Origin of the sequence: Streptomyces sp. NPDC058239, assembly GCF_042882185.1 — a bacterium.
Classification (GTDB): domain Bacteria; phylum Actinomycetota; class Actinomycetes; order Streptomycetales; family Streptomycetaceae; genus Streptomyces.
In genome coordinates, this window is sequence record NZ_JBHVWS010000027.1 from 81,269 (window position 1) to 104,412 (window position 23,144).

Sequence of the window (23,144 nt, forward strand, 5' to 3'; positions counted from 1 at the left end):
ACCCCCGTGGGGGGGGGCCCCCCGTCCCCCCCCCCCCCCCGCCGGCCCCCCGCTTCGGGCCCCGGGGGGCGCGCCCGGGGGGGGGGCCCCCCCCCCCCCACCGAAAGGGGTGAACCGTCGTAACTTTCCCGCCCCGGTAGCGTTCTGTCGCGCTATGGGAGCGGGTGGTCACGTAGGGTCAGGCTGCGGCCAGTTCCTTGCGGGCTGCGCGGCGCACTGCCGCGAGCGCCGGATCGAGCGCGGGAACGGCCGCCAGGAGCTGCTCGGTGTACGGGTCCCGGGGGTCTCCGTACACCTGGTCCACCTCACCCTCCTCGACGATCCGGCCCCGTCGCATGACGGCGACCCGGTCGCTGACCTGCCGTACAACGGCGAGGTCGTGCGCGATGAAGACCAGGGCGAGCCCCAGCTCCCGCTGCAACTGCGCCAGCAGGGCGGTCACCTGGGCCTGGGTCGTCACATCGAGTGCGGAGACGGCCTCGTCGCAGACGATCAGTTCCGGCTCGGCGGCCAGTGCCCGTGCAATCCCCACGCGCTGGCGCTGTCCGCCGCTGAACTCGTGCGGGTAGCGGTCGTACTGCTCGGGGTCGAGCCCGACCCGCTTCAGCAGATCCCGTACCCGGGCCCGGATCACGACCTCGTCGCGCTCCCCGGAAGCCCGCAGCGGGTCGGCGACCGATTCGCCGACAGAGCGTCGCGGGTTGAGGGAGGAGACGGGGTCCTGGAAGACCATCTGCACCCGGGCCCGGCGGGTGAGCCGCCCGGAGGTGGGCTCCAGCAGTCCTACGAGCATCCGCCCGAGGGTGGTCTTTCCGCTGCCGCTCTCGCCGACGATGCCGAGGGTTTCGCCGCGCCGGACCGTGAGGGAGACACCGTCGACGGCGGCGAGGGCGGACTTGCCCCTGCCGAACACCTGCCGGACGTCGACGGCTTCGACGAGCGGCTCACTCGCGACGAGTTCCTCACCATCGACGGATGCCTCGCCCTCGTCCGCGGCCGGCTTCTCGTCCGAGGCCGCCGGGCGGGCCGGAATGCGTGGCACCGCCGCCAGCAGCGCCTGCGTGTACGGCTCGCGCGGCGCCATGAGCACCTCGCCCACCGGCCCCCGTTCCACCGCCCGCCCCGACTGCATGACCAGTACCTCGTCGACCGATTCGGCTGCCACGCCCACGTCATGCGTGACCAGCAGCAACCCCATGCCCGTCTCCCGCCGCAGATTGTGCAGCAGATCCAGGATCTGGGCCTGGACGGTGACGTCCAGGGCGGTCGTCGGCTCGTCGGCGATCAGCAGCTGGGGTTCGCAGGCCAGGGCCATCGCGATCAGTGCCCGCTGCCGCATCCCGCCGGAGAACTCGTGCGGCCTGGACCGGGAGCGCCGTACCGCGTCGGGAATCCCGACCCGGTCCAGCACCTCGACGGCCCGGGCCCGCGCCACCCGCCGGGAGGCACGGTTGTGGACCCGGTACACCTGGGCGATCTGCTCGCCCACCGCGTAGTACGGGTCCAGCGAGGACAGCGGGTCCTGGAAGACCATCGCCGCCTTCGCGCCCCGCAGGGCACGCAGTTCCGCGTCGTCCGCCGCGGTCACGTCCACCCCGGCGACCCGGATCGAGCCGTCGACCCTGGCCCCGGTCCCCCGGTGCAGTCCGAGCAGGGCGTACGCCGACGCGCTCTTGCCGGAGCCGGACTCACCGACGACGCCGAGTGCGCCGCCGGCCTCCAGCGAGAACGACAGCTTCTCCACCGCTCGTACGTCGCCGAACGAGATCGAGAGATCGGAGACTTCGACCAGGCTCATGCCAGCACCACCCGTCGGTCGGCCATCGCCTGCAGAATGTCCGCGACGGCATTGGCAAGGACGACGAAGAATCCGGTGACGAGCACCAGACCGACGACCACCGGAAGGTCCACGTGCTTCACGGCGTCGACGAGTTCGCGGCCGACCCCCGGGATCCCGAAGAGGGATTCGGTGAGTACGGCGCCGCCGAACATCGAGCCGATGTCCAGTGCGCCGAGCGCGATCACCGGCGCCAGCGCACCGCGCAGCGCGTGCCGTCCGACGAGCGCCCGCTCGCTGACCCCGTACGCCCTGAAGGTGCGCACATGGTCCTCGGCCAGGGTCTCCAGCATCGAGGCCCGGGTCATCCGGGCGTACGGGGCCGCGGACACCAGAGCCAGCGAGATCCAGGGCAGCAGCAGGTTCCAGGCCCATTGCTCGGGGTTCTCGGTGAGGGGCACATAGTCCGGGAACGGCAGGATCTGGAGCGCCGTGACCAGGATGATGATCAGCAGCAGGCCGATGACGAAGACCGGTGTGGCCATGCCGGCCAGAGTGATCCCGGTGAGGATGCGCTCGGTCGGCCGGCCGCGCCGCCACACCGAGAGCAGCCCGGTGCCGACACCGAGCAGCATCCACAGCACGAAGGCGCCGACGGCGAGCGAGGCGGTCGCCGGGAGCTTGGCCAGGATCAGCTCGGTGACCTGCTGGTCGCTCTGGTACGAGAGCCCCAGGCAGGGCGCCTGGCAGTGCAGCACCCCGGTTCCGGTCGAGTAGTCGCGGCCGACGAAGAGACCCTGGAGGAAGTGCGCGTACTGCATGTACAACGGGTCGCCCAGGTGCAGCTGTTCGCTGACCTGTGCCACCTGCGCGGGCGAGCAGCGCGGACCGCAGGCGATCTGTGCGACGTTGCCGGGGGCGACGTAGAAGGCCGCGTAGACGACGATGCTCAGCGCGAGCAGCACGAAGAGCGCCCCGCCGAGGCGCCTGAGCAGGAACCACCTCATGCGTCGGCCTCCTTCTTCCGGCCGGTGCCGATCCGCAGCCGGGATTCGGCGCGTGGGTCGAGTGCCGTGCGTACGCCCTCGCCGAGGACGGTCAGCGCCAGCACGGTGACGAAGAGCAGCAGGGCGGGGATCAGCAGATAGGTGGGCGCCGCCTGGTACCAGGTGTCGGCGTCGCTGAGCATCTGTCCCCAGGAGGGTGTGGGCGGCTTGATGCCGACGCCGAGGAAGGACAGGGCCGCTTCGACGACGATGTCGGCCGGGAAGAGCAGCACGGCGTACGTGATGACGGGCGCGGCCAGTGCGGGCAGCAGTTCGCGCTTGGCGATCTGCCAGGAGCCCCAGCCGCTGAGCCGGGCGGCGGAGACATGGTCGAGCGATTTCAGCGCGAGCGTCTGGGCACGCACGATCTTCGAGATGCCGGACCAGCCGACCAGGCCGATGATCACGGCGATCAGGACCGGGCGCGGGAAGCTCGTGGGGACGACGGCGAGCGCGCCGAGCGCGATCACCATGACGGGCAGCGCGACCACGACGTCGGTGACCCGGCTGAGTGCCTGGTCGACGAAGCGGTTGCCGAGCCCGGCCGCGAGGCCGACACCGACCCCGATGATCACCTGGAGCAGGGTGGCGGCGAGCGCGACGCCGAGCGAGACCCGTGCCCCGTGGACGACGCGTGCGAACAGGTCGCGTCCGGTGAGCGGTTCGACGCCGAGCCAGTGCTCGGCGCTGATCCCGCCGAAGGAGCCGAGCGGCACCCCTCCGGTGGCGGAGTCGACGAGATCCGGGTGGTACGTGGTGGGGTCCTGGCCCTCGATGCCCGCAAGCAGCGGTGCGGCGAGCGCGATCAGGACCAGCAGGGCGACGACGACGGCCGCCACGAGGGCCGCGCGCCGGGCGCGCAGCCGCTGCCAGAACGGATGGGCCCCGGAGGCGGGGGCCTTGACGGCTCCCGCCTCCTCGGCCAATAGAGCTTCGGCCATGGTTACTTGACCGCGACCTGCGAGATGTCGAGCACACCGGTCCAGTCGCTGATCACGACGTTCTTGATGGACTCGCCGTACAGGCGCTTGTAGACCGGGTGGAACAGCGGCACGGTCAGTGCCTGCTCACCGACCTTCTCGTCGAGCGCGCCCCAGCGCTTCGCGGCGGCGCTCAGGTCGGTCAGCTTGTTGATCTCGTCGATCTCCTTGTTGACCGCGGGGTCGTTCAGCTGGGCGGAGTTGAAGTTGTACCCGGCCTTGACGATCTGGCGTCCGTCGAAGATCGGTGCGAAGAACGGACCGCCGGACGGCCAGTCGGCGCCCCAGCCGCTGAGGAAGAAGCCGGGCTCGCTCTTCACGTTGTAGACCGTGTCGGAGTAGTCGTTGCTCTCCAGGCCCTGGAGCTTGACGGTGATGCCGGCCTTCTTCAGCGCCTCCTGGAGCGCGGTGGCGATCTCCGGGCTGGTGGCGTAGTCCTTGTCGTTGGAGTGCGCGAGAGTGACGGTCAGCCCCTTGGGGTAGCCGGCCTCCTTCAGCAGCTCCTTGGCCTTGGCGGCGTTGCCGGACTTCCCGGCCGGAAAGTAGTCGTACGGGGTGTACCCGAAGGACTTCTGGTCGGGGAGGAAGGTGGTGGCGGGCTCGGCGAGCGAGGAGCCGCCGGCCGCGTTGACCACGGAGGAGCGGTCGACGGCGTACGAGATCGCCTGGCGCACCTTCGGGTTGTCGAACGGCTTCACCTTCGGGTTGAAGGCGATGTAGTTGGTGTAGCCGAAGTGGCCGGTGCCGACACGGGCGGCGAGCTTCTTGTCGCCGGTGACCTTGGCGAGCTCGGCCGGGCCCAGGTTGGTGTCGGTGGTGACGGCGGCCGCGTCGGCGCCCTGTGATGCGGAGAGGCGCTGGTTGATGACGGCGGAGTCGAGCCCGGAGCGCACGTCGATCCGGTCGGGGTAGGCCTTGCGCTCCTCGTCGGTCGCGGGCGACCAGTGCGGGTTGCGCTCCAGGACGAGGCGCTCGCCGTCGCCCTCGTTCTTGACGACCTTGTACGGCCCCGAGGAGATCGGGTGCTCCTCGTACTTGGTGCCCTTGTCCTTGGCCTTCGGCACCGGGGTCGTCTGGGTCTGCGTGGCCAGGAAGGGGAATTCGCCCTCCGGCTTGTTGAGGTGGAAGACGATCGTCTTCGCGTCGGGCGTCTCGATCGAGTCGAGGCCCTTCTTGTCCTTGTACGGGCCCTGGTAGTCGGCCCCGCCGATCAGCCAGTCGCGCAGGTAGGGCGCACCGCCGGAGAGCTCGGCGGCGAAGGAGCGCTCGATGCCGTACTTGATGTCGGCACTCGTGATCGCGGTGCCGTCCTCGTATTTCAGGCCGTCCTTGAGGGTGTACGTCCACACGGTGGCGTTCTTGCTGGGCGTGCCCAGGTCGGTCGCCAGGTCCGGGACGACCTTCGCGCCGGCCGCGCCGTCCTCCCGGTTGCGGGTGGTGAGCGTACGGAAGACGAGGGACGGGACGTTGCCACCGCCGGAGGTGTAGAGCCGGGCGGGGTCGAAGTCATCCTGCGGCTTGCTGTTGAGGACGGTGAGCGTGCCGCCCTTCTCGGGCGTGCCCGCTGCGCCGGAATTGCCGTCGCTGTCCTTGCTGTCCTGGGGCCCGCAGGCCGCGGCACCCGCAGCCACGACGAGTACTGCGGCGGCCGCTGCCACGCGGCGCGATATGACGGACGGTTGACGCATCGGAAGGTGACCTCTCGGAGTACTGCCTGAAGAAAAGAACGGAGGGAATTTCCGTGCAGGCAGCAACGAGAGCGAGTGCACACAACCGGTCGGCACATGGAAAAGATGACCGGAACACTGAAACTGTCGCGCCTGCGGACGGAGTGCGCCCAGGCGCGGCAGTCGTGCATGGTCGTCCGGGCCGGTTCAGGGCTCGGACAGGGGGCCGACGCGCGCTGAGGCAGGCGTCAGCAACAGTGGATGTCGGCGACGCTGTGCCCGGTCACGCCGATGAGCGCCAGCTCTATGGCGGCGCGTTCGGGGGTGACGGGGCTGCGTGACATGTCGAGAAATATGGATCACCGCCCAGGAGATGTCAACGCAGAATGAGACGACCATCTCAACATATGGACTGCTTGAGGGCGTGGACGCACCGACCGGCAGATGACGGCGGGGTCGGCTCGATCGACGAGACGACCCCGCACACCCCCCCGGTCCGGCCCTTTTCGACTCAACTGCTCGGATACACCCAGGCGTTGGGCCGGCACTTGATCCCGTCGATGTCCAGGGACTTGGTCTGCTGCTGCATCACCGGTGCGAGGGATCCCGGCGTGCTGCAGCTCACATGGTCGTGCCCCAGCCGGTGACCGACCTCATGGTTGATCAGCATCTGGCGGTAGGCGAAGAGTTTGTCCGGGCCGAACGTCGACGACCCCTGCGCCCAGCGGTAGGCGTTGATCATCACGCGTTCGGTCGCCGCGGAGTCGCACGAGACATTGTCCTCGGTCGTGTCCAGACCCGACTTCCGGCACCAGTCCCCGGTGGTCCCGGGACTGGCCAGGGTGATCACGAAATCGGGGTCGCCGGAGGAGATCCGCTCGAACGTCATGGCGCCGTCGTGCGCCCAGCTGCGGTCGTCGTTGAGCGTCTCCTGGACGGCACGGGCAAAGAGCGAGGCGTCGAGCCCGAGGCCCTTCTCGACATCGATCCGGTAGAGGTACTTGTGGCCTCTGCCCGGGGCCTTCGCCGTCCCCGGAACCGCCTCGAACTTCCCGGCCCCGTGGAGCTCCGGGGAGAGCGGATACGCCTTGGCCATCTTCTCCGCGTACGAAAGAGGCTTGACCTGCGCCACCTTCGGGGTCGGCCGGTCGTTCGAGCGGGAGGCGCCGTCGGTGCCGTCCCGGTCGACATCCGCGGGCTGCGCGGCACTGGTGCCGCCGCTGTCGTGGGTGACCTGCCCGGCCACGACCACCGCGAGCACGGTGGTCACCGCGGCGGCCGCGATACCGGTGAAGGTGCGGCCCCTGGCGCCCTTGCCGTCCTTGGCGGGCGTCGGCGCGTCGGTGTCGCCGTGCGGCGGCCGCTCGTCCCACTCGCCGACCGAGCTGTACCGATCGGTCGGCGGGGCGGAAGGCCCACGGGGCACGGGGAGTGCGGGGGGCGCGTCGAACGCCTCGACGAACTCGCGCCGCGGTCCCGGTACCAGCGGCCGGGTACCGGCCTGCTGCTGGCGCCGGGGCACCGTCTGCTGCGGCCCGGTCCCCCAGCCGCCGCCGGGTTCGCGTTGTTCGGGGTGGCCGCCGCGGACGTGGCCGGTCTGCCGGAACGGGGCGTGTCCGTCCGCACCGGCCGGTGCCTCGGCCTGCCTCCGGCGCCGCCCACTGCCGGGCCCCGGATGTACGGCCTCGCGATCACCGCCCGTATTCGCGACGGCGGCCTCGATATCGGGCCCCGTGGGTTTGGGGCCCTTCCGACTATGTCGTCCCACGCCCCGGATCAGCTCCCACCGCGTTCGTCGAGCAGTTCCCGGAACGCCTGGGCGACCGCCTCCGGGTACTCCATCATCGCCACGTGCCCCGCGTCGGGCAGTGTCAGCAGCCGCGAATCGCGGAAGGCCGCGGACGCCCTGCGTGCCATCCGGTACGAGACCAGCTGGTCCCGTCCGCCGTACACGAGCTGGGTCGGTGCGAGCACCCGCTCGGCCTGGCGCCACAGTCCGTGCTGCCCGCCCAGCGTGTACGCATCGACGATGCCACGTGCCGAGCGCGCCATCGCGTCCCAGAAGTACGGCAGCTCCAGCCGACGCTCCATTTCGCCCACCGCTTCACGGAAGCCCGATTCGGAGACGCGCGCCGGATCGCCGTAACAGAGTGCCATGACGCCGCGCGTGCGCTCTTCCGCGGTCCAGTCCCTGGTCATCCTGGCGAACAGGGTTGCGACGCCCGGAACGGCGAGCAGTCCGGTCGGTACGGCGGGCCACTGCACCCGGACCTCGGGGAGCGCGGGCGAGATGAGGGTGAGGGTGCGCACCAGGTCGGGGCGGACCGCGGCAACCCGGGTGGCCACGGCGCCGCCGAGCGAATTGCCGAACAGATGGACGGGCCCGCGCTCCCCCGCGTCGAGGAACCGGATCACGGCACGGGCATGCCCGGTGACCGAGTAGTTGCCGTCGTCCGGCGGCGGCGAGTCGCCGAACCCGGGCAGATCGACCGCCTCGCCGTCCACCAGGTCCTGGAGCAGCGGCATCAGCGCCGACCAGTTCTGCGAGGAGCCGCCGAGCCCGTGCACATAGAGCGCGGGCGGCAGCCCGGTCCGCTCCGGCGGCCGGGATCGGACGGCCAGCGTCAGTCCGGGCAGCGCGACGGAGCGAAGCTCCTCCCCCTCCGCGACCCTGACGGTGCTCACCATGGGGGCCACCGCGGTGGCGGCGCGGACTCCCGGCAGCTCGGTCGAAGACATGCGGCAATGTTACGAGACGATCACACCGCGGTTCATGTGTTCGCGGTCACACACCGCATAGCGGCTTGCAGGGGTAGCTCCTAGGCTCGAAGCAAGGAAGGGAGTCACCATGACGGTCGACCCCAGTGACCCGGAGACCTTCGAGGACATCCAACCGGACGAACCGGACCAGGAGACGCCCCGGGCGGACGCCGCCGAGCAGCAGGCCGATCTCCAGCAGCGACAGGACGAACCGCTCACGGACATCGACCGGGACAGCGCCAATGAGGCGGATGCGGCGGAGCAGGCTCGTGTTGTCACACAGGATGAAGATGATTACCGCTGATACGCCCCGCTTTGCCCCATCGGTCGACGAGTCCATGGCTACCGCAGCCGTCCGGTCCGTGAAATTCTGCGTCCGCGCCGCGCATACCCGGGTTACCCAAAAGTACGATGGCTGTATGGCGCAGCGTGCATGGAAAGGCTGTGTCCGATCACAAATTTGGGAGGCGGCGTGACAGCCATCGAGCAGACCGAGGCGGCGCGCCCGCGGGGCACTCGACTGCCCCGCCGCGCCCGACGCAACCAGCTGCTGGGCGCCGCGCAGGAAGTATTTGTGGCGCAGGGTTACCACTCCGCCGCGATGGACGACATCGCCGAGCGGGCGGGGGTCAGCAAGCCGGTGCTCTATCAGCACTTCCCGGGCAAGCTGGAGCTCTATCTGGCCCTGCTCGACCAGCACTGCGAGTCGCTGCTCCAGGCGGTCCGTACGGCGCTGGCATCGACGACCGACAACAAGCTGCGCGTCGCCGCGACGATGGACGCGTACTTCGCATACGTCGAGGACGAGGGCGGCGCCTTCCGGCTGGTCTTCGAGTCGGACCTGACCAATGAGCCCGCGGTGCGCGAGCGCGTCGACCGGGTCTCGCTGCAGTGCGCGGAGGCCATCTCCGACGTCATCGCCGGCGACACGGGACTGTCCAAGGACGAGTCCATGCTGCTCGCGGTGGGTCTGGGCGGTGTCTCCCAGGTGGTCGCCCGTTACTGGCTCTCCAGCCAGTCCGCCATTCCGCGGGACACGGCGGTGCAACTGCTCACTTCGCTGGCCTGGCGGGGCATCGCGGGCTTCCCGCTGCACGGCATCGATCAGCACTGACGGAAGCCGCCGGGTGCGGTCGGCGCCCGTGTTCGCTGCGGGCGTTGCCCGCCGACCGCTGGCGAATCCCCTCAGCGGGCTAATGTGTGCTGCGTACGGCGCGGTTCACCGCGCAGGGACTGACCGTCGGAGGGACATAGCCGTGGAGGTCAAGATCGGGGTGCAGCACACGCCCCGGGAGATCGTTCTGGAGAGCGGGCTTTCCGCCGAAGAGGTCGAGAGCACGGTCGCCGAGGCTCTCACCGGTAAGGCGCAGCTGCTCAGCCTCACGGACGAGAAGGGCCGCAAGGTCCTGGTGCCGGCCGACCGGATCGCGTACGTGGAGATCGGCGAGCCGAGCACGCGACGCGTGGGGTTCGGCGCGCTGTAGGCAGCACGCTCGAAGCGGTGACCGTGGCAGCGGCCCGGTGGGAATTTCCCACCGGGCCGTTTTCCGTTCCGGCCCGCTTTCCGGTCCGCGTCCGCGTTTCCGTCAGCCGGGCGATTCCGGTGCGAACCCTGTTCAAGGAGGGTTGCGTTCCGCAACCCTCGGGTAGTACCGCTAACGACCGATTTACCCGCCCCGCAACTCGCGAGGTGATCATCTGTGATCTTGGAATTCCTCGGCTCAGTCGTGCTCGGACTCGCCCTGGCCTGGTTGGCACTCCGCTCGATGCCGCACCGGCTCCCGTCCCGCCGTGCCGTCTTCGCCACCGGTGCTCTGGGAGCCGTGTTCGGTGCGTTTCTCATGCACTCGGTGCTGGGCCCGGACCACGTCGTGGCCACGCTGGTCGGCGCGGTGCTGATCGGGGCCGTGACGCTCTCCCTGCTGGTCCGCCCCGGTAGCCACCACCTGAGCCGATCAGCGGCGGCCTGAGGCCGTCCGGCACCCGCGGGAACGGACGCCGGACGGCCCCGGTGAACCGCGACTACGCGGCGAGCCCGAGCGCGGCCATCCGCTTGGTGTGCGCCTCGGTGATCCGCGAGAACATCCGGCCGACCTCCGCCAGGTCGAAACCGTCGGCCACACCCCCGACGAGCATCGTCGACAGTGCGTCGCGGTCGGCCACCACCCGCTGTGCCTGCGAAAGCGCCTCGCCCATCAGCCGGCGCGCCCACAGCGCGAGCCGCCCGCCGACACGCGGGTCGGCCTCGATCGCGGCGCGCACCTTCTCGACGGCGAAGTTGCCGTGCCCCGTGTCGTCGAGCACGGCGAGGACGAGGGAGCGGGTGTCCGAGTCGAGCCGGGCGGCGACCTCGCGGTAGAAGTCGCTGGCGATCGAATCGCCGACGTAGGCCTTGACCAGGCCCTCCAGCCAGTCCGACGGCGCGGTCTGGCGGTGGAAGTCGTCGAGCGCCTTGGCGAACGGCTCCATCGCGCCCGTCGGCTCCACCTCGATCGCGGTCAGCCGGTCCGTCAGCCGCTCGAAGTGATGGAATTCGGCGGAGGCCATCTTTGCCAGCTCCGCCTTGTCGGCCAGCGTCGGCGCGAGTTTGGCGTCCTCGGCGAGCCGCTCGAAGGCCGCCAGCTCCCCGTACGCAAGTGCTCCCAGCAGGTCCACGACCGCTGCTCGGTACTGCGGCTCCACGGATGCGGTGGCCCAGTCCTGGGCGGCGATTCCGGTGAGCACGGGGGCTTCATTGGCGTTGTCAGGCGTCTCCATGAAGCGCAGAATAGCCCGCCCGACGGGGGATGGAAGGGCCTGGTCAGCCAGTGACATCACACCGTTCCGATGAATTCGCCCAACACACATGCGCAAATCCGGGGTACAGTGGTATTGCGCCTACTGAGTATTTTGGATGTACCGGTGGCGCAAATTGAATGAGGATGCCCGGTCGGTGGCCCGATCGGCTCCGACCCGACAGCCCTCCACGCGGGGCGTACGCCACGTACGACCGCAGATGAGGGGCCCCCTCAGCGGCACGAGCGCTCGAGCGACGGCAGTGGTCCCGCGCCACCCGGCCCATCCACGGCCGGATGACCAACCCCGGCACGGTACGACCCCCAGCGTTCGCCTCGGACCGCGTCTCACAGAAGAGGCAGCACCCTGACTACGTTCCGAGACCTCGGGATTCTTCCCGAGACGGCCGAGGCCCTTGAGGCCGTCGGCATTGTGTCCCCGTTCCCCATCCAGGAGATGACGCTCCCCGTCGCGCTCTCCGGCTCCGATGTCATCGGCCAGGCCAAGACCGGCACCGGCAAGACCCTCGGTTTCGGTCTGCCGCTGCTGGAGCGCGTCACCGTCCCCGCTGACGTCGAGGCGGGCCGGGCCGAGCCCGAGCAGCTGACCGAGGCGCCGCAGGCGCTGGTCGTCGTCCCCACCCGCGAGCTCTGCCAGCAGGTCACCAACGACCTGCTGACCGCCGGCAAGGTGCGCAACGTCCGCGTTCTCGCGATCTACGGCGGTCGCGCGTACGAGCCGCAGGTCGAGGCCCTGAAGAAGGGCGTCGATGTGATCGTCGGCACCCCGGGCCGGCTGCTCGACCTCGCCGGGCAGCGCAAGCTCGACCTCTCGCACGTCCGCGCACTCGTGCTCGACGAGGCCGACGAGATGCTCGACCTGGGCTTCCTGCCCGACGTCGAGAAGATCATCACCATGCTTCCGCCGAAGCGGCAGACGATGCTGTTCTCGGCGACCATGCCGGGCGCCGTCATCGGCCTCGCGCGGCGCTACATGTCGCAGCCGACGCACATCCGCGCCACCTCGCCCGACGACGAGGGCGCGACCGTCGCGAACATCTCGCAGCATGTCTTCCGGGCCCACTCGATGGACAAGCCGGAGATGGTCTCCCGCATCCTGCAGGCCAACGGCCGCGGACTCGCGATGATCTTCTGCCGTACGAAGCGCACGGCCGCCGACATCGCCGAGCAGCTGGAGAAGCGCGGTTTCGCGTCCGGCGCGGTCCACGGCGACCTCGGCCAGGGCGCGCGCGAGCAGGCACTGCGCGCGTTCCGCAACGGCAAGGTGGACGTGCTCGTCTGCACCGACGTGGCGGCCCGCGGTATCGATGTCGAGGGTGTGACCCACGTCATCAACTATCAGTCGCCGGAGGACGAGAAGACATACCTCCACCGCATCGGCCGGACCGGCCGTGCGGGTGCCAAGGGCATCGCGATCACGCTGGTCGACTGGGACGACATCCCGCGCTGGCAGCTGATCAACAAGGCGCTCGACCTGAAGTTCCCCGACCCGGTCGAGACGTACTCCACCTCTCCGCACCTCTTCGAGGAGCTCGACATCCCGGCCGGCACCAAGGGTGTCCTGCCGCGCACCGAGCGGACCCGTGCGGGTCTGCGGGCCGAGGAGATCGAGGACCTGGGCGAGACGGGCGGCCGCGGTCGCAAGTCCTCCGCCGCGCCCTCGACGCCCGCCGTCCGTGAGGAGCGTGCGCCGCGTACGCCGCGTCAGCGTCGTCGTACGCGGGGCGGCTCCGCGGTCGAAGAGGCTGCCGCCACCACCGCCACGGTGCCGGCCCCGTCCATCGAGGTGGACGACGCCCCGTCGGAGCCGCGTACGCCGCGCCGCCGCCGCCGTACCCGTGTCGGCACCCCGGACATCGCAGCCGAGGCCGCTGTGACCACGGTGGAGGCTCCGGCCGCCGCCGTCGCCACGAAGACCGAGGTGGAGGCCGAGCCCGCGACCGAGACCAAGCCGCGCCGCCGCCGCACCCGGGCCGCCGTCGTGAAGCCGGTCGCGGACGAGGTCGACTTCCAGATCGCGCCCATCGCCGAGCCGGTGCCCGAGGCGAGGACGGTGACCAAGCCGCGTCGCCGCGCCCGCGTCATCAAGCCCGCCGAGGACGAGGTCGACTTCCAGATCGCGCCGATCTCCGAGCCCAACCCGGAGACCAAGCCGCGTCGCCGCACCCGTGCGGCAGCCAAGCCGAAGACGGAGGCTGTGGCCCAGGCCCCGGTCGCCGAGGGCGAGGCGAAGCCGCGGAGGCGGCGGGCGCCGCGTGCGGCTGCTGCCAAGACCGAGGGCTGAGCACAGAGCACTGATTGGTCCGGGGCTCCGCCTTGGACCCGCTCCTCGAACACCTGAGGGGCTTGATTTCGCCGGACGGGCTTGAGGGCATCCTCAAGCCCGTCCGGCGTTCGAGGACATAACCTCGTCCCATGAGTCGGCCGCCCACCTTCGCCCCGCCCCCCTGCGCCCACGCCCGCCAGCTCCGCACCGCGCGCGGGGACTTCGCCGTGCTTGACGCCTCGCCGCACACCGCGCCACGCGGTACCGCCCTCCTGCTGCCCGGTTACACAGGCAGCAAGGAGGACTTCATCGCACTCCTCGAACCGCTCTGCGACGCCGGGTACCGGACCGTCGCCGTGGACGGTCGCGGACAGTACGAGACCGAGGGGACGACCCGTCAAGGGGACTACGCACAAGGCGAGTTGGCCCGTGATGTGCTCGCGCAGGCCACCGCTCCCGGCATAGGCGGCGAGGGCCCCGTGCATCTGGTCGGGCACTCGCTGGGCGGGCAGATCGCCCGCGCCGCCGTGCTGCTGGACGCCTCGCCGTTCCGTTCGCTGACCCTCATGTCGTCCGGACCGGCACAGGTCACCGAGGCCCAGCAGCTCAAGGTGAAGATGCTCGGCGACGCGCTCGCGACGCTGAGCATGGCCGAGGTGTGGGAGGCGATGCGCGCCCTCGACCCGCCCGAGGACGCGGCGACGGACGGCGAGGCTCTGCGCCGGCGCTGGCTGCGCCACCAACCCGCCCAGCTGATCGCCACCGGCCGCCAGCTGGCGACCGAGCCGGACCGGGTGGCCGAACTCGCCGCCGTACCTCTGCCCCTCCATGTTCTCTCCGGCGAGCGCGACGACACCTGGCCGGTGCCGCTGCTCGACGAGATGGCCCAGCGGCTGGGCGCGCGCCGCACCCGGATCGCGGGCGCCGAGCACTCTCCCAATACGGACCGTCCGGAGCAGACGGCGGCCGCGCTCGTCTCCTTCTGGGACAGCCTGTAGGCGACAACTGCCAGAACTCAGTACTGCGCCTGCAGGTGCTGCCAGAAACCGTCACGCAGCGCCCGCCGCAGATGTGCGTGGCCGCGCAGCGAGTGCTGCAGCAGCCGTTCGGCCTCGACCAGCAGGTCCTGGTCGACGGAGCCCGGCAGATACGGATGTCCGGGCAGCAGATCCGCGAGGGACTCGCGGCCCCGGGCGGCCAGCCAGGCAGCGGCGATCTGTGCACCGACGAAGCGGACGTCTTCGCGCGAGGGCGCGGGGGTGTCGTCCTCGTAGGTGGTGACGGGGCGTCTGGTGACGTACGGGCGGCAGAAGTCCAAGTCGAAGGTGCGCTGGCTGTCGACCTCCCAGAGCAGCGGTTCGGCCTGGTTGCGCCCCTCCCCCGCCTCGATGCCCCACAGGTGCACCCGGGCGCCGTACCCCTGCGCCGCCTCGACCGCCGACACCAGGTCCTCGTCGCCGCCGACCAGTGCCGCGTCGCTGATGGCGCGGTGCCGGGCGAGCGATTCGAGGTCGGTGCGGATGAGTGAGTCGACGCCCTTCTGCTGGTTGTTGGCGTTGAGGTTGCCGAGTCTGACCTTGACGTCGGGGAGTTCGGCGATGGACTGCTGCTCGACGGTGTGGATGCGTCGCCTGGCTCCGTCGTACCAGTACACGCGCAGCAGCCTGCTGTCCGCGAAGATCGTGCGGGCCTTGTCGATGAAGGCCTCGATCAGCCCTTCCGCGTCGAGGTCGAAGGAGCGGCGGTCCTCGGTGCCGGTGACGAGCAGTCCGGCCGCGGCGTACACATAACCCGCGTCCACGAAGATCGCGTGGGTCGAGGGGGTCTTCGACACCTCGGCGAGCACGCGCTGGAGCAGCTCGTTGGTGCGGTCCAGGCGCTCGCGAATCTCTGCCTCGTTCATTCGGGCCTCGTCGTGGGCCTCGTCGCCGGATCGCGCTCGATGACCTGCTGGTACTTAGACATCCAAAAAATTTCCTTAGCGTAGGGAATGTTTGCAGGAGGCAAGCCGTTGAACACCTCGTGGAGCGCAAGACGTAGGTGTCGGGCGCTCTCATCCTTGCGGACGGGTCACCCGTCCTCCCAGTAGTTCTCCAGCAGGAGGATCAGACGAAGGGAAGCCTTATGCGCTTCGAGATCATGCGACTCGACGATGTCGACGGTACCGCCGTGGACAGCACCGTCGTGGACGCCGCCTCCGTCAACCGGATCGTGCAGCAGGCCGCAGCCATAGGCCAGCGCATCTATATCCGCCCGGCCGAAAGCTCGGCTTCGTAACGCATTACGACGCTCAAAGACGAAGCGCCCCCGTACGGAAGGTCCGTACGGGGGCGCTGTGGTGTCCGCGAGCGCCTCAGGAGCTCTGGATGACCTGGGTGACCCCGTTGATGATCTGCTGTACGGCGATGGCGGAGAGCATCATTCCGGCGAGCCTGGTCACCAGCACGACACCGCCGTCCTTGATGACCCGGATGATGAGCAGCGAGTAGCGCATGGTCAGCCAGAGCACGATGTGCATGGCGATGATCGCCGACCAGACCGAGATCTGGCTTCCCACGCTGTCGGCGTGCTGGACCGCGAGGATCACCGACACGATCGCACCGGGCCCGGCGAGCAGCGGCATGCCCAGCGGTACGAGCGCCACATTGACGTCCTTGGTCTGCGTCGGCTCGTCGGTCTTGCCGGTCAGCAGATCGAGCGCGATCAGCAGAAGAAGCAGTCCGCCCGCGATCATCAGGGCGGGCACCGATACATGCAGATAGTCGAGGATCTGCTGGCCGAGCACACCGAAGACGGCGATCACGCCGAAGGCGACGGCCACCGCCTGCAGCGCCATCCTGCGCTGCATCTTTGCGGGGCGTCCGGCGGTGAGGGCAAGAAAGATCGGGGTGATCCCGGGGGGATCCATAATCACAAAAAGCGTGAGAAAAAGGGATCCGAAGACAGCGACGTCGAACACAGTGAGCCTTGCGAGAGGAGAGCGAGAAACGGCCTGAAGGAGCGCACCCCGAAGCCATGACGGCGGCCTGGCGGCCGGGTGCGCAGAAGTGGAACGCAGTAGTGGGACGAGTGGCGGTACGCGTCCGGCCGCCCGGCAGGGCGGCGAGGGGTTTCACGCCCCGGCGACGACGCGTGTGTCGTTACGCGGGGCGGCGGGGTCCGCCGGCGCCCGGCACCGGGAAGGCACCCGTGGCGCGCCGGGTGATCTCGCCGTAGATCTCGGGGTCGGTGGTGTACTCGCCGAGCCCGACGGTCTTGCGGCTGCCGTGGTAGTCGCTGGACCCGGTCGTCAGCAGCCCCAGCTCCCGGGCGAGCCCGCGCAGCCTGGCCCTGGTCGGCTCGTCGTGGTCCATGTGGTCGACCTCGATGCCGTCCAGGCCCGCGGCGGCGAGCCGCGCAATCGTCGACTCGGGCACCACCTCACCGCGCTTGACAGCGAGCGGGTGGGCGAAGACGGTGACGCCACCGGCGGCCTTGACCAGCCGGATCGCGTCGAAGGGGTCGAGTTCGTGCTTCTCGGCGTACGCGCGTCCGCCGTTCGCGAGCCATTCGGGCGTAAAGGCGTCGGAAACCGTCTCGACGACGCCCAGCTCGACGAGCGCGGTGGCGATGTGCGGCCTGCCGACCGATCCGTCCCCGGCGATCCTCGCGACCTGCTCCCACTCGATCGGAACGCCGAGCGTCTGGAGCTTGCCCACCATGGTCCGGGCACGCGGCACCCGGTCGTCCCGTACCAGCTCGCGTTCGCGTTCCAGCTCGGGCTCATCGGGGTCGAAGAGGTACGCCAGCATGTGCAGGCCCACGCCGTCGATCCGGCAGGAGAGCTCGGCGCCGGTGACGAGGGTGAGCCCCTCCGGAAGGGCGGAGATCGCCTCGGCGTGACCGCGCACGGTGTCGTGGTCGGTGAGGGCGACGACGTCGAGGCCTGCGGCGGCTGCCCCGAGCACCAGCTCGGCGGGGGTGTCCGTACCGTCCGACGCGCTGGAGTGGGTGTGCAGGTCGATGCGCACGACGCGTACTCCACTGCTCGGGCCGGACAAGGGGACATCCAAGGATAACCGGCATTCGAGCGGTGCCCGGCCGGGCCCGAAGGCCCTGCGGGTACCCGGGGTGCCGGAGCCGGTCCGCCGGACAGGCCCTAGTTGAGCAGGCGAGGTGTGAGCGCCCCGCACGGCACGAGGTCCATCTCACCCCCGGCCTCGCGCAGATCGGCGAGCACCAGCTCGTCGTACATCAGGAGCCCCGACTGCTCGGGCCAGACGATCGCCCAGAGCCAGAGCCCGCGCGCCTCGCCCGCGAAGACCGCCCGGTCCTCGGGCGCTCCCTTGACGTTCCAGAGCGGGGTGGGGCGGCCGGCGGCGAGCATCTTCACGTCCGGCGGGCCGTCGACATGCAGATACGGGCCGGGGTCGAGGCCGTCGATCCCGGCGTAGCGCGCCCCGAGTCCGACACCGAGTTCCTCGGTGACGAGCAGCAGCTCGCCGATACCGCCGACGGGGCCGGGGCCGGAACAGGCGACGACGGTGGCGCGACCACCACTGCGGTCGTCACCCGCGCTCGCCACACCGGTGAACAGCCAGCCCACCGGCAGCGGCCAGGGCATCCACACCGGGACCTGAGCGCGCTGCACCACCACGCTCAGCGCCTCGACGCTGGGCGGGACGACCGGCTGCAGCGGATGCACACTGCCGTGCACCGCGCACTGCCAGGTGTCGGAAAAGAGACCGGGTGCCCTGACCCGGCCTCCACACTTCGGGCAACTGGGTTCGCCCCTCATAGCGTCCAACGGTCCTCCAGGACCGTCGCCGCGTCAAGGATGATCACCCGTCCGCAGCGCGGCTCCCACCAGCAGAATTAGATGTAACTTGCATTCATTAGTCCCTCTAACTTATTCTGTGTATAACGCAACGACCTAGTGGAGAGCGAGAAGACCCATGCAGGGAGAGGATCCGTTCGATCAGGGAGCGGGCAGCATCCTGCGCCAGCCGAAGGCCGTCTGGGCCACGGCGGGCGCTTCTGTTGTCGCGTTCATGGGAATCGGCCTGGTGGACCCGATTCTCCCGTCCATCGCCAAGGGCCTGGAGGCGACGCCGAGCCAGGTGTCGCTGCTCTTCACCTCGTACTTCCTGATCACCGCCGTGGCGATGCTCGTCACCGGCTTCGTGTCCAGCCGGATCGGCGGCCGCAAGACGCTGCTGACCGGCCTCGCGCTCGTCGTCGTCTTCGCGGCGCTCTCCGGCACCTCGTCGTCCGTCGCCGAACTCGTCGGCTTCCGGGCCGGCTGGGGGCTGGGCAACGCGCTCTTCGTATCGACCGCGCTCGCCGTGATCGTCGGTGCGGCGGCCGGCGGCAGCTCGGCGGCGATCCTGCTCTACGAGTCGGCGCTCGGTCTCGGCATGGCCTGCGGACCGCTGCTCGGCGCCCTGCTCGGTGACGCCAGCTGGCGCTACCCGTTCTTCGGCACGGCCGCGCTGATGGCGATCGGCTTCATCTGCATCACGGCGTTCCTGAAGGAGCAGCCCAAGCCCGCCAGGAAGACCTCACTGCTCGACCCGGTCAAGGCGCTCGGCCACGGCGGCCTGGCCTCCGTCGCGACCTCGGCGTTCTTCTACAACTACGCGTTCTTCACGATCCTGGCGTTCACACCGTTCGTGCTGAACATGACGCCGTACAAGTCGGGCGCGGTCTTCTTCGCCTGGGGCCTGCTGCTCGCGATCTTCTCGGTGCTCGTCGCCCCGCTGCTGCAGAAGCGCTTCGGGTCGCTGAAGGTGCTCGGCGCCTCGCTGGTGCTGCTCGCCGTCGACCTCGTGATCCTGGGATACGGCAACCACACCGCCGCCATCGTCTGCACGATCGTCTCCGGCGCCTTCATCGGCATGAACAACACCGTCTACACGGAGCTGGCGCTCGGTGTGTCGGACGCGCCGCGCCCGGTGGCGAGCGCGGGCTACAACTTCGTCCGCTGGTTCGCCGCGGCCGCCGCCCCGTACCTCGCACCGAAGATCGAGGAGTGGAGCAACATCCACATCCCGTTCGTGGTCGCCGCGATCGCGGCCGTCGTCGGTGCGGCCGTCGTCTGGATCCGGCGTACGGCGCTGACCCACGAGGCAGAGGAGCTCGAGCCCAGGCACGCCGGCGAGGACGGCGTCACGGTCTTCGCCAACTGACCACGACGCAAACCCGGTTCTGCCCCGCCCGCGGCTCCCCCTCCTGGCTGCGCGGCGGGGCTTCCCGTATGCCCGGCACGACTCAGCCGGCCGGTCCCGCATCTCAGTCCAGCGCCACGGAGCCACGCAGCGGATCACGCAGATCCGTACCGTGCGAGAGCCACCGCTCCCGGAGCTCCTGCGCACCGCGGACCCGCTTCCACGCGGCCTCGTTGTGCGTCATCGGCAGCAGGGGCAGGAACCGCACCGGCTCCATCGGCCCACCCGCCTCCCGGCCACCGCCCCCCACGGAGCCGCTGCGCGGCGCAGGCTCATTCAGATCGAGGTCCTCCACCAGACCGCCCGGCTCGGCAACCAGTACGGAGCTGAACGGCGCCCCGGGCCACAGCGGTTCGCCGAGGTCCAGCGAGGCGCCGGGCGCCACGATCAACCCCTCGACCTGCGGGGTGGCGGCCAGCACGGCCAGCGGACGCAGCACCTTGTCGGTGTCGGCGAGTCCGGCGCGCACGGAGAGGACCAGCTCGGCGCGCGGGCCCTTCACCGGGTCCGCGAGGGCCGCGGCCGGGTCGGCCATCGGCTGTGCGGACATGCCGAGCGTGGCGTAGCGCACCACGTCGCCGTCGGCGAAGCGGAGCACCTCGATGCGGTCCGTCCCGAGAAACGTCACTGCGGCGCGCGCGTCCGGTTCGCCGAGGGCCGTCAGCAGCCGGGCCTCGACCAGAGCAAGAATTTCTCCCATCCTGCGAGCATAGGACGCGTATGGAACGGGCAAAGTAAAGGATTGGCCCTCAGTCGGCTGATAGTCTTGGCCGCTGGTCGGGGCAGCACGCAGAAGCGTCGCTCTCAGTCCCGACGACACGTCATCCCCCACGGGGGACCGGCTGGAGGAGGTGGGGCTGCAATGGATCGAAGTCGACCGTGCAGTACCAACCGCTCTTCCGCTCCTCACCGCTCTTCGGTGATCTGAAGCCTTCTCGGTCAAGGCCCATGGCATTGCGCACGACGGAAGAGCACCCCATTTTTGCCTGTCTGTAGCGAACGCCGTCATCGCGCCGCTGCGGTGCCGCCCGCTTTGCGGACGTGAGCGCACGTCCCCATTCCGGGCTGTTCCACGTGCCCGACGACGGCCCTCCGTGAAGGAGCCAGCCATGTCGATGATCCGCGACCTGCGCGCCGCCGTGCGCCCGTCCCTGCGCAAGAGCAACACCCTGCACAACAGTTACGACACCACCCGTGACCCGTCCGCCTCCAGCGCGGTCGTCGACTGCGCGGTCTACCGCGACGGACGGCGCGTGGAGACCGGCACCTGCCGCACGCCGCACGAGGCGATGCTCCAGGTGCGCGAGGAGGGCGGCTTCGCCTGGATCGGCCTGCACGAGCCGACCGAGGAGGAATTCGCCGGTATCGCCCGCGAGTTCGGCCTCCACCCGCTCGCCGTCGAGGACGCCGTCCACGCCCACCAGCGGCCGAAGCTGGAGCGGTACGACGACACCCTCTTCACCGTCTTCAAGACCATCCACTACGTCGAGCACACCGAGCTCACCGCGACCAGCGAGGTCGTCGAGACCGGCGAGGTGATGTGCTTCACCGGCCGGGACTTCGTCATCACCGTCCGGCACGGCGGCCACGGCTCGCTGCGCGCACTGCGGCACCGGCTGCAGGACGACCCCGAACTGCTCGCCAAAGGACCCTCCGCGGTCCTGCACTCCATCGCCGACCATGTCGTCGACGGCTACATCGCGGTGGCGGGCGCCGTCCAGGACGACATCGACGAGGTGGAGATCGAGGTCTTCTCCACCCCCGCGAAGGGCAGCCCGCGCGGCTCGGACGCAGGCCGGATCTACCAGCTCAAGCGTGAGGTCCTGGAGTTCAAGCGGGCGGTGTCGCCGCTGCTGCGGCCGATGCAGCTGCTGAGCGAGCGGCCGATGCGGCTGATCGACCCCGACATCCAGAAGTACTTCCGCGACGTCGCCGACCACCTGGCGCGGGTTCACGAAGAGGTCATCGGCTTCGACGAACTGCTGAACTCGATCCTCCAGGCCAACCTGGCGCAGGCGACCGTCGTGCAGAACGAGGACATGCGCAAGATCACGTCCTGGGCGGCCATCATCGCCGTACCGACGATGATCTGCGGCGTCTACGGCATGAACTTCAAGCACATGCCCGAGCTGGGCTGGAAGTACGGCTACCCGATGGTGCTGGGCGTCATCGGAGTGGTCTGCTTCTCCATCCACCGCACACTCAAGCGCAACGGCTGGCTCTAATAGAGTTCGGGTATGACTGCTGCTGCCGCTGACGTGCCGCTGGGCCGGGCTCTCGTCGAGGAGGCCACCAAGAAGTCGGGCCTCATCTGGGTGCGGGGCACCGGGCCCGCACGGGCCCTGTGGCACGTCTGGCACGAGGGTGCGGTGCATCTGGTCGGCGACGGCCCCGGCGAGCAGCCGCTCCCGGCCGGTCTCGGCGACGGGTCCGCCGCCGAGGTGACCGTGCGCAGCAAGGACAAGGGCGGCCGGCTGATCTCCTGGACGGCCGCCGTGACGGAGCTCGCACCGCACTCCGAGGAGTGGGAGGCCGCCGTCGCCGAGCTCAAGGGCAAGCGGCTGAACGCACCGGACGCCGAACAGATGACGGAGCGGTGGGCGCGCGAATGCCGGGTGCTGCGGCTGACACCCGGCGAATTCCGTACGGAGCTGCCGGACGGCTCGCTGGCCGCCGCGCCCCTGCCGACGTCAGCGACCACGCGGCGGCCGGTGCCGGCCGGACTGCCGCGGCTGCTGAAGCGGGCACTCAAGGGCTGACGGAGCAGGGCCTGTCCCGCCCTGATCCGCCGGGCGGGGCCTCTGATCCGCCGGACAGGGCCACCTCCTGGACCGCGTGCCGTGCGGCCCGCTCTCAGGAGGACGTCTTGGGCAGCTGCTGCCCGTAGTCGACCGTGTCACCCTTCGCCGGGGCCTCCAGCGTGAAGTCCTTGCCCCAGTCCGACAGCGTCACGATCCCCCCGCCACCGCCGCGCGCGAACCGCAGCGGATACGGCGTGCCCTCCAGCGAGACGTCGAGCGTTCCGCCCTCGCCCCTGCCGCCCGTGATCTGAACGGTCCGGGTCGGTCCGACCTTCTCCCGGTCGCCCTTGTTGAGGGTGCCGTGCAGGGTGAGCAACCCGTCGAGCAGGGTCTTCTTGTCCGTGAAGCCGCGCAGCTGCTTGTACGTGGGGTCGTCCTCGGGCACCTTCACATACTTGTCCTGGAGCTTGTCCGCGGCCGCCCCGTCCGCGTCACTGCCGCCGCCGGACTTCTCGTCATGGCTCCAGAACCCCGAGTCCGCCTTCAGATAGAGCTCGTCACCGATCCGCAGCAGTTCGAAGGTGCTGTTCTTCGAGACGACGGAGCCGATGCCGCCCTTCTCCCTGAGCTGCATATTGAGCTTGTACGTGCCGCCCTTGCTGACCAGTGTCCCGGCGAGGCGCACCGCATCGGCGGAGTCCGCCGAAGTCTGCGCCTTCTTCTCGATCTCCGTGGCGGCGAGCTTGCCGACGCCGTTGGTCCCCTTGTCCGGATCCTCGCCCCCGCACGCCGTGAGAGCGGCGGTCAGCCCCGCGCAGAGCACAACAGCGAGGGCGGTCCGGCGGCGTCGGGCCCGGACGGGCGGAACGGAAGAGGTCACGGGCGCACTGCCTCTCATCTGCATGG

At 69.9% G+C, this 23,144-nt stretch carries 24 protein-coding genes; 10 read left to right on the top strand and 14 right to left on the bottom strand.

The window, feature by feature from the left end; genetic code table 11:
- Nucleotides 1-178 precede the first annotated feature (178 nt).
- The 7 genes from ACFVYE_RS26480 to ACFVYE_RS26510 all read right to left on the bottom strand — a co-directional run bounded on the left by ACFVYE_RS26480 (nucleotide 179) and on the right by ACFVYE_RS26510 (nucleotide 8,209).
- A complete protein-coding gene (locus ACFVYE_RS26480) occupies nucleotides 179-1,798 on the bottom strand; it encodes a dipeptide ABC transporter ATP-binding protein (RefSeq protein ID WP_383967807.1) in 1,620 nt (539 codons plus the stop codon).
- The gene (locus tag ACFVYE_RS26485) at nucleotides 1,795-2,784 is read right to left on the bottom strand and encodes an ABC transporter permease (RefSeq protein WP_383967810.1); all 990 of its coding nucleotides are present in this window, start codon (nucleotides 2,782-2,784) and stop codon (nucleotides 1,795-1,797) included. The genes ACFVYE_RS26480 and ACFVYE_RS26485 overlap by 4 nt, the downstream gene beginning before the upstream one ends.
- Nucleotides 2,781-3,764, bottom strand: a complete 984-nt coding sequence (locus ACFVYE_RS26490) for an ABC transporter permease (protein WP_389607503.1) — start codon at nucleotides 3,762-3,764, stop codon at nucleotides 2,781-2,783. Before ACFVYE_RS26490 ends, ACFVYE_RS26485 begins: the two co-directional genes overlap by 4 nt.
- A 2-nt stretch (nucleotides 3,765-3,766) precedes the next feature.
- Nucleotides 3,767-5,491, bottom strand: a complete 1,725-nt coding sequence (locus ACFVYE_RS26495) for an ABC transporter substrate-binding protein (protein ID WP_389607504.1) — start codon at nucleotides 5,489-5,491, stop codon at nucleotides 3,767-3,769.
- Between the two features lie 227 nt (nucleotides 5,492-5,718).
- The gene (locus ACFVYE_RS26500) at nucleotides 5,719-5,814 is read right to left on the bottom strand and encodes an Ms4533A family Cys-rich leader peptide (protein ID WP_322110005.1); all 96 of its coding nucleotides are present in this window, start codon (nucleotides 5,812-5,814) and stop codon (nucleotides 5,719-5,721) included.
- 167 nt (nucleotides 5,815-5,981) lie between these two features.
- The gene (locus ACFVYE_RS26505; protein WP_389607505.1) at nucleotides 5,982-7,238 is read right to left on the bottom strand and encodes a DUF3152 domain-containing protein; all 1,257 of its coding nucleotides are present in this window, start codon (nucleotides 7,236-7,238) and stop codon (nucleotides 5,982-5,984) included.
- 8 nt (nucleotides 7,239-7,246) lie between these two features.
- Nucleotides 7,247-8,209, bottom strand: a complete 963-nt coding sequence (locus ACFVYE_RS26510) for an alpha/beta fold hydrolase (protein ID WP_389607506.1) — start codon at nucleotides 8,207-8,209, stop codon at nucleotides 7,247-7,249.
- A 109-nt stretch (nucleotides 8,210-8,318) separates the two neighbouring features.
- Here ACFVYE_RS26510 and ACFVYE_RS26515 point away from each other — a divergent pair, with 109 nt between their 5' ends.
- The 4 genes from ACFVYE_RS26515 to ACFVYE_RS26530 all read left to right on the top strand — a co-directional run bounded on the left by ACFVYE_RS26515 (nucleotide 8,319) and on the right by ACFVYE_RS26530 (nucleotide 10,200).
- On the top strand, nucleotides 8,319-8,534 hold the full coding sequence (locus ACFVYE_RS26515; RefSeq protein ID WP_383967825.1) for a hypothetical protein: 216 nt from the start codon (nucleotides 8,319-8,321) through the stop codon (nucleotides 8,532-8,534).
- Between the two features lie 168 nt (nucleotides 8,535-8,702).
- Entirely contained in the window at nucleotides 8,703-9,344 is a 642-nt protein-coding gene (locus ACFVYE_RS26520; RefSeq protein ID WP_030915445.1) for a TetR/AcrR family transcriptional regulator, read from the top strand.
- Between the two features lie 142 nt (nucleotides 9,345-9,486).
- Nucleotides 9,487-9,714 (top strand): DUF3107 domain-containing protein, encoded by a 228-nt coding sequence (locus tag ACFVYE_RS26525; RefSeq protein ID WP_218105578.1) that lies wholly within the window; start codon nucleotides 9,487-9,489, stop codon nucleotides 9,712-9,714.
- A 216-nt stretch (nucleotides 9,715-9,930) separates the two neighbouring features.
- Nucleotides 9,931-10,200 carry a hypothetical protein gene (locus ACFVYE_RS26530; RefSeq protein ID WP_383967829.1) on the top strand — a complete coding sequence of 90 codons (270 nt, stop codon included), beginning with the start codon at nucleotides 9,931-9,933 and terminating at the stop codon, nucleotides 10,198-10,200.
- A gap of 52 nt (nucleotides 10,201-10,252) precedes the next feature.
- Here ACFVYE_RS26530 and ACFVYE_RS26535 read toward each other — a convergent pair whose 3' ends face one another.
- On the bottom strand, nucleotides 10,253-10,987 hold the full coding sequence (locus ACFVYE_RS26535; protein ID WP_327273067.1) for a ferritin-like fold-containing protein: 735 nt from the start codon (nucleotides 10,985-10,987) through the stop codon (nucleotides 10,253-10,255).
- Nucleotides 10,988-11,461: 474 nt separating this feature from the next.
- On the opposite strand from ACFVYE_RS26535, the gene ACFVYE_RS26540 reads away from it, so the two are divergent.
- Both ACFVYE_RS26540 and ACFVYE_RS26545 read left to right on the top strand, forming a co-directional pair.
- Complete coding sequence (locus ACFVYE_RS26540; protein ID WP_389607507.1) at nucleotides 11,462-13,309, top strand: DEAD/DEAH box helicase; 1,848 nt, start codon at nucleotides 11,462-11,464, stop codon at nucleotides 13,307-13,309.
- Nucleotides 13,310-13,440: 131 nt separating this feature from the next.
- Nucleotides 13,441-14,289 (top strand): alpha/beta fold hydrolase, encoded by an 849-nt coding sequence (locus ACFVYE_RS26545; protein ID WP_389607508.1) that lies wholly within the window; start codon nucleotides 13,441-13,443, stop codon nucleotides 14,287-14,289.
- Nucleotides 14,290-14,306: 17 nt separating this feature from the next.
- Here ACFVYE_RS26545 and ACFVYE_RS26550 read toward each other — a convergent pair whose 3' ends face one another.
- Nucleotides 14,307-15,194, bottom strand: a complete 888-nt coding sequence (locus tag ACFVYE_RS26550; protein WP_093897496.1) for an NYN domain-containing protein — start codon at nucleotides 15,192-15,194, stop codon at nucleotides 14,307-14,309.
- Between the two features lie 221 nt (nucleotides 15,195-15,415).
- Here ACFVYE_RS26550 and ACFVYE_RS26555 point away from each other — a divergent pair, with 221 nt between their 5' ends.
- Nucleotides 15,416-15,568, top strand: coding sequence for a hypothetical protein (locus tag ACFVYE_RS26555; RefSeq protein ID WP_198676864.1), 153 nt, complete (start codon nucleotides 15,416-15,418; stop codon nucleotides 15,566-15,568).
- Nucleotides 15,569-15,644: 76 nt separating this feature from the next.
- Here the strand turns inward: ACFVYE_RS26555 and ACFVYE_RS26560 are convergent, their stop codons facing one another.
- From ACFVYE_RS26560 to ACFVYE_RS26570, 3 genes are all read right to left on the bottom strand, one after another.
- Nucleotides 15,645-16,250, bottom strand: coding sequence for a MarC family protein (locus ACFVYE_RS26560; protein ID WP_389607509.1), 606 nt, complete (start codon nucleotides 16,248-16,250; stop codon nucleotides 15,645-15,647).
- A 181-nt stretch (nucleotides 16,251-16,431) separates the two neighbouring features.
- The gene (locus tag ACFVYE_RS26565; RefSeq protein ID WP_383967840.1) at nucleotides 16,432-17,301 is read right to left on the bottom strand and encodes a PHP domain-containing protein; all 870 of its coding nucleotides are present in this window, start codon (nucleotides 17,299-17,301) and stop codon (nucleotides 16,432-16,434) included.
- Nucleotides 17,302-17,429: 128 nt separating this feature from the next.
- Nucleotides 17,430-18,068, bottom strand: coding sequence for a DUF6758 family protein (locus ACFVYE_RS26570; RefSeq protein ID WP_383967843.1), 639 nt, complete (start codon nucleotides 18,066-18,068; stop codon nucleotides 17,430-17,432).
- A 157-nt stretch (nucleotides 18,069-18,225) separates the two neighbouring features.
- Here ACFVYE_RS26570 and ACFVYE_RS26575 point away from each other — a divergent pair, with 157 nt between their 5' ends.
- Nucleotides 18,226-19,458, top strand: a complete 1,233-nt coding sequence (locus ACFVYE_RS26575; protein WP_383967846.1) for an MFS transporter — start codon at nucleotides 18,226-18,228, stop codon at nucleotides 19,456-19,458.
- Between the two features lie 103 nt (nucleotides 19,459-19,561).
- Here ACFVYE_RS26575 and ACFVYE_RS26580 read toward each other — a convergent pair whose 3' ends face one another.
- On the bottom strand, nucleotides 19,562-20,197 hold the full coding sequence (locus ACFVYE_RS26580) for a suppressor of fused domain protein (RefSeq protein WP_383967849.1): 636 nt from the start codon (nucleotides 20,195-20,197) through the stop codon (nucleotides 19,562-19,564).
- Nucleotides 20,198-20,606: 409 nt separating this feature from the next.
- On the opposite strand from ACFVYE_RS26580, the gene ACFVYE_RS26585 reads away from it, so the two are divergent.
- Complete coding sequence (locus ACFVYE_RS26585; protein WP_383967852.1) at nucleotides 20,607-21,722, top strand: magnesium and cobalt transport protein CorA; 1,116 nt, start codon at nucleotides 20,607-20,609, stop codon at nucleotides 21,720-21,722.
- Nucleotides 21,723-21,734: 12 nt separating this feature from the next.
- Nucleotides 21,735-22,256 (top strand): hypothetical protein, encoded by a 522-nt coding sequence (locus ACFVYE_RS26590; RefSeq protein ID WP_383967855.1) that lies wholly within the window; start codon nucleotides 21,735-21,737, stop codon nucleotides 22,254-22,256.
- 94 nt (nucleotides 22,257-22,350) lie between these two features.
- Here the strand turns inward: ACFVYE_RS26590 and ACFVYE_RS26595 are convergent, their stop codons facing one another.
- On the bottom strand, nucleotides 22,351-23,118 hold the full coding sequence (locus ACFVYE_RS26595) for a hypothetical protein (RefSeq protein WP_383967857.1): 768 nt from the start codon (nucleotides 23,116-23,118) through the stop codon (nucleotides 22,351-22,353).
- Nucleotides 23,119-23,144: the final 26 nt, after the last annotated feature.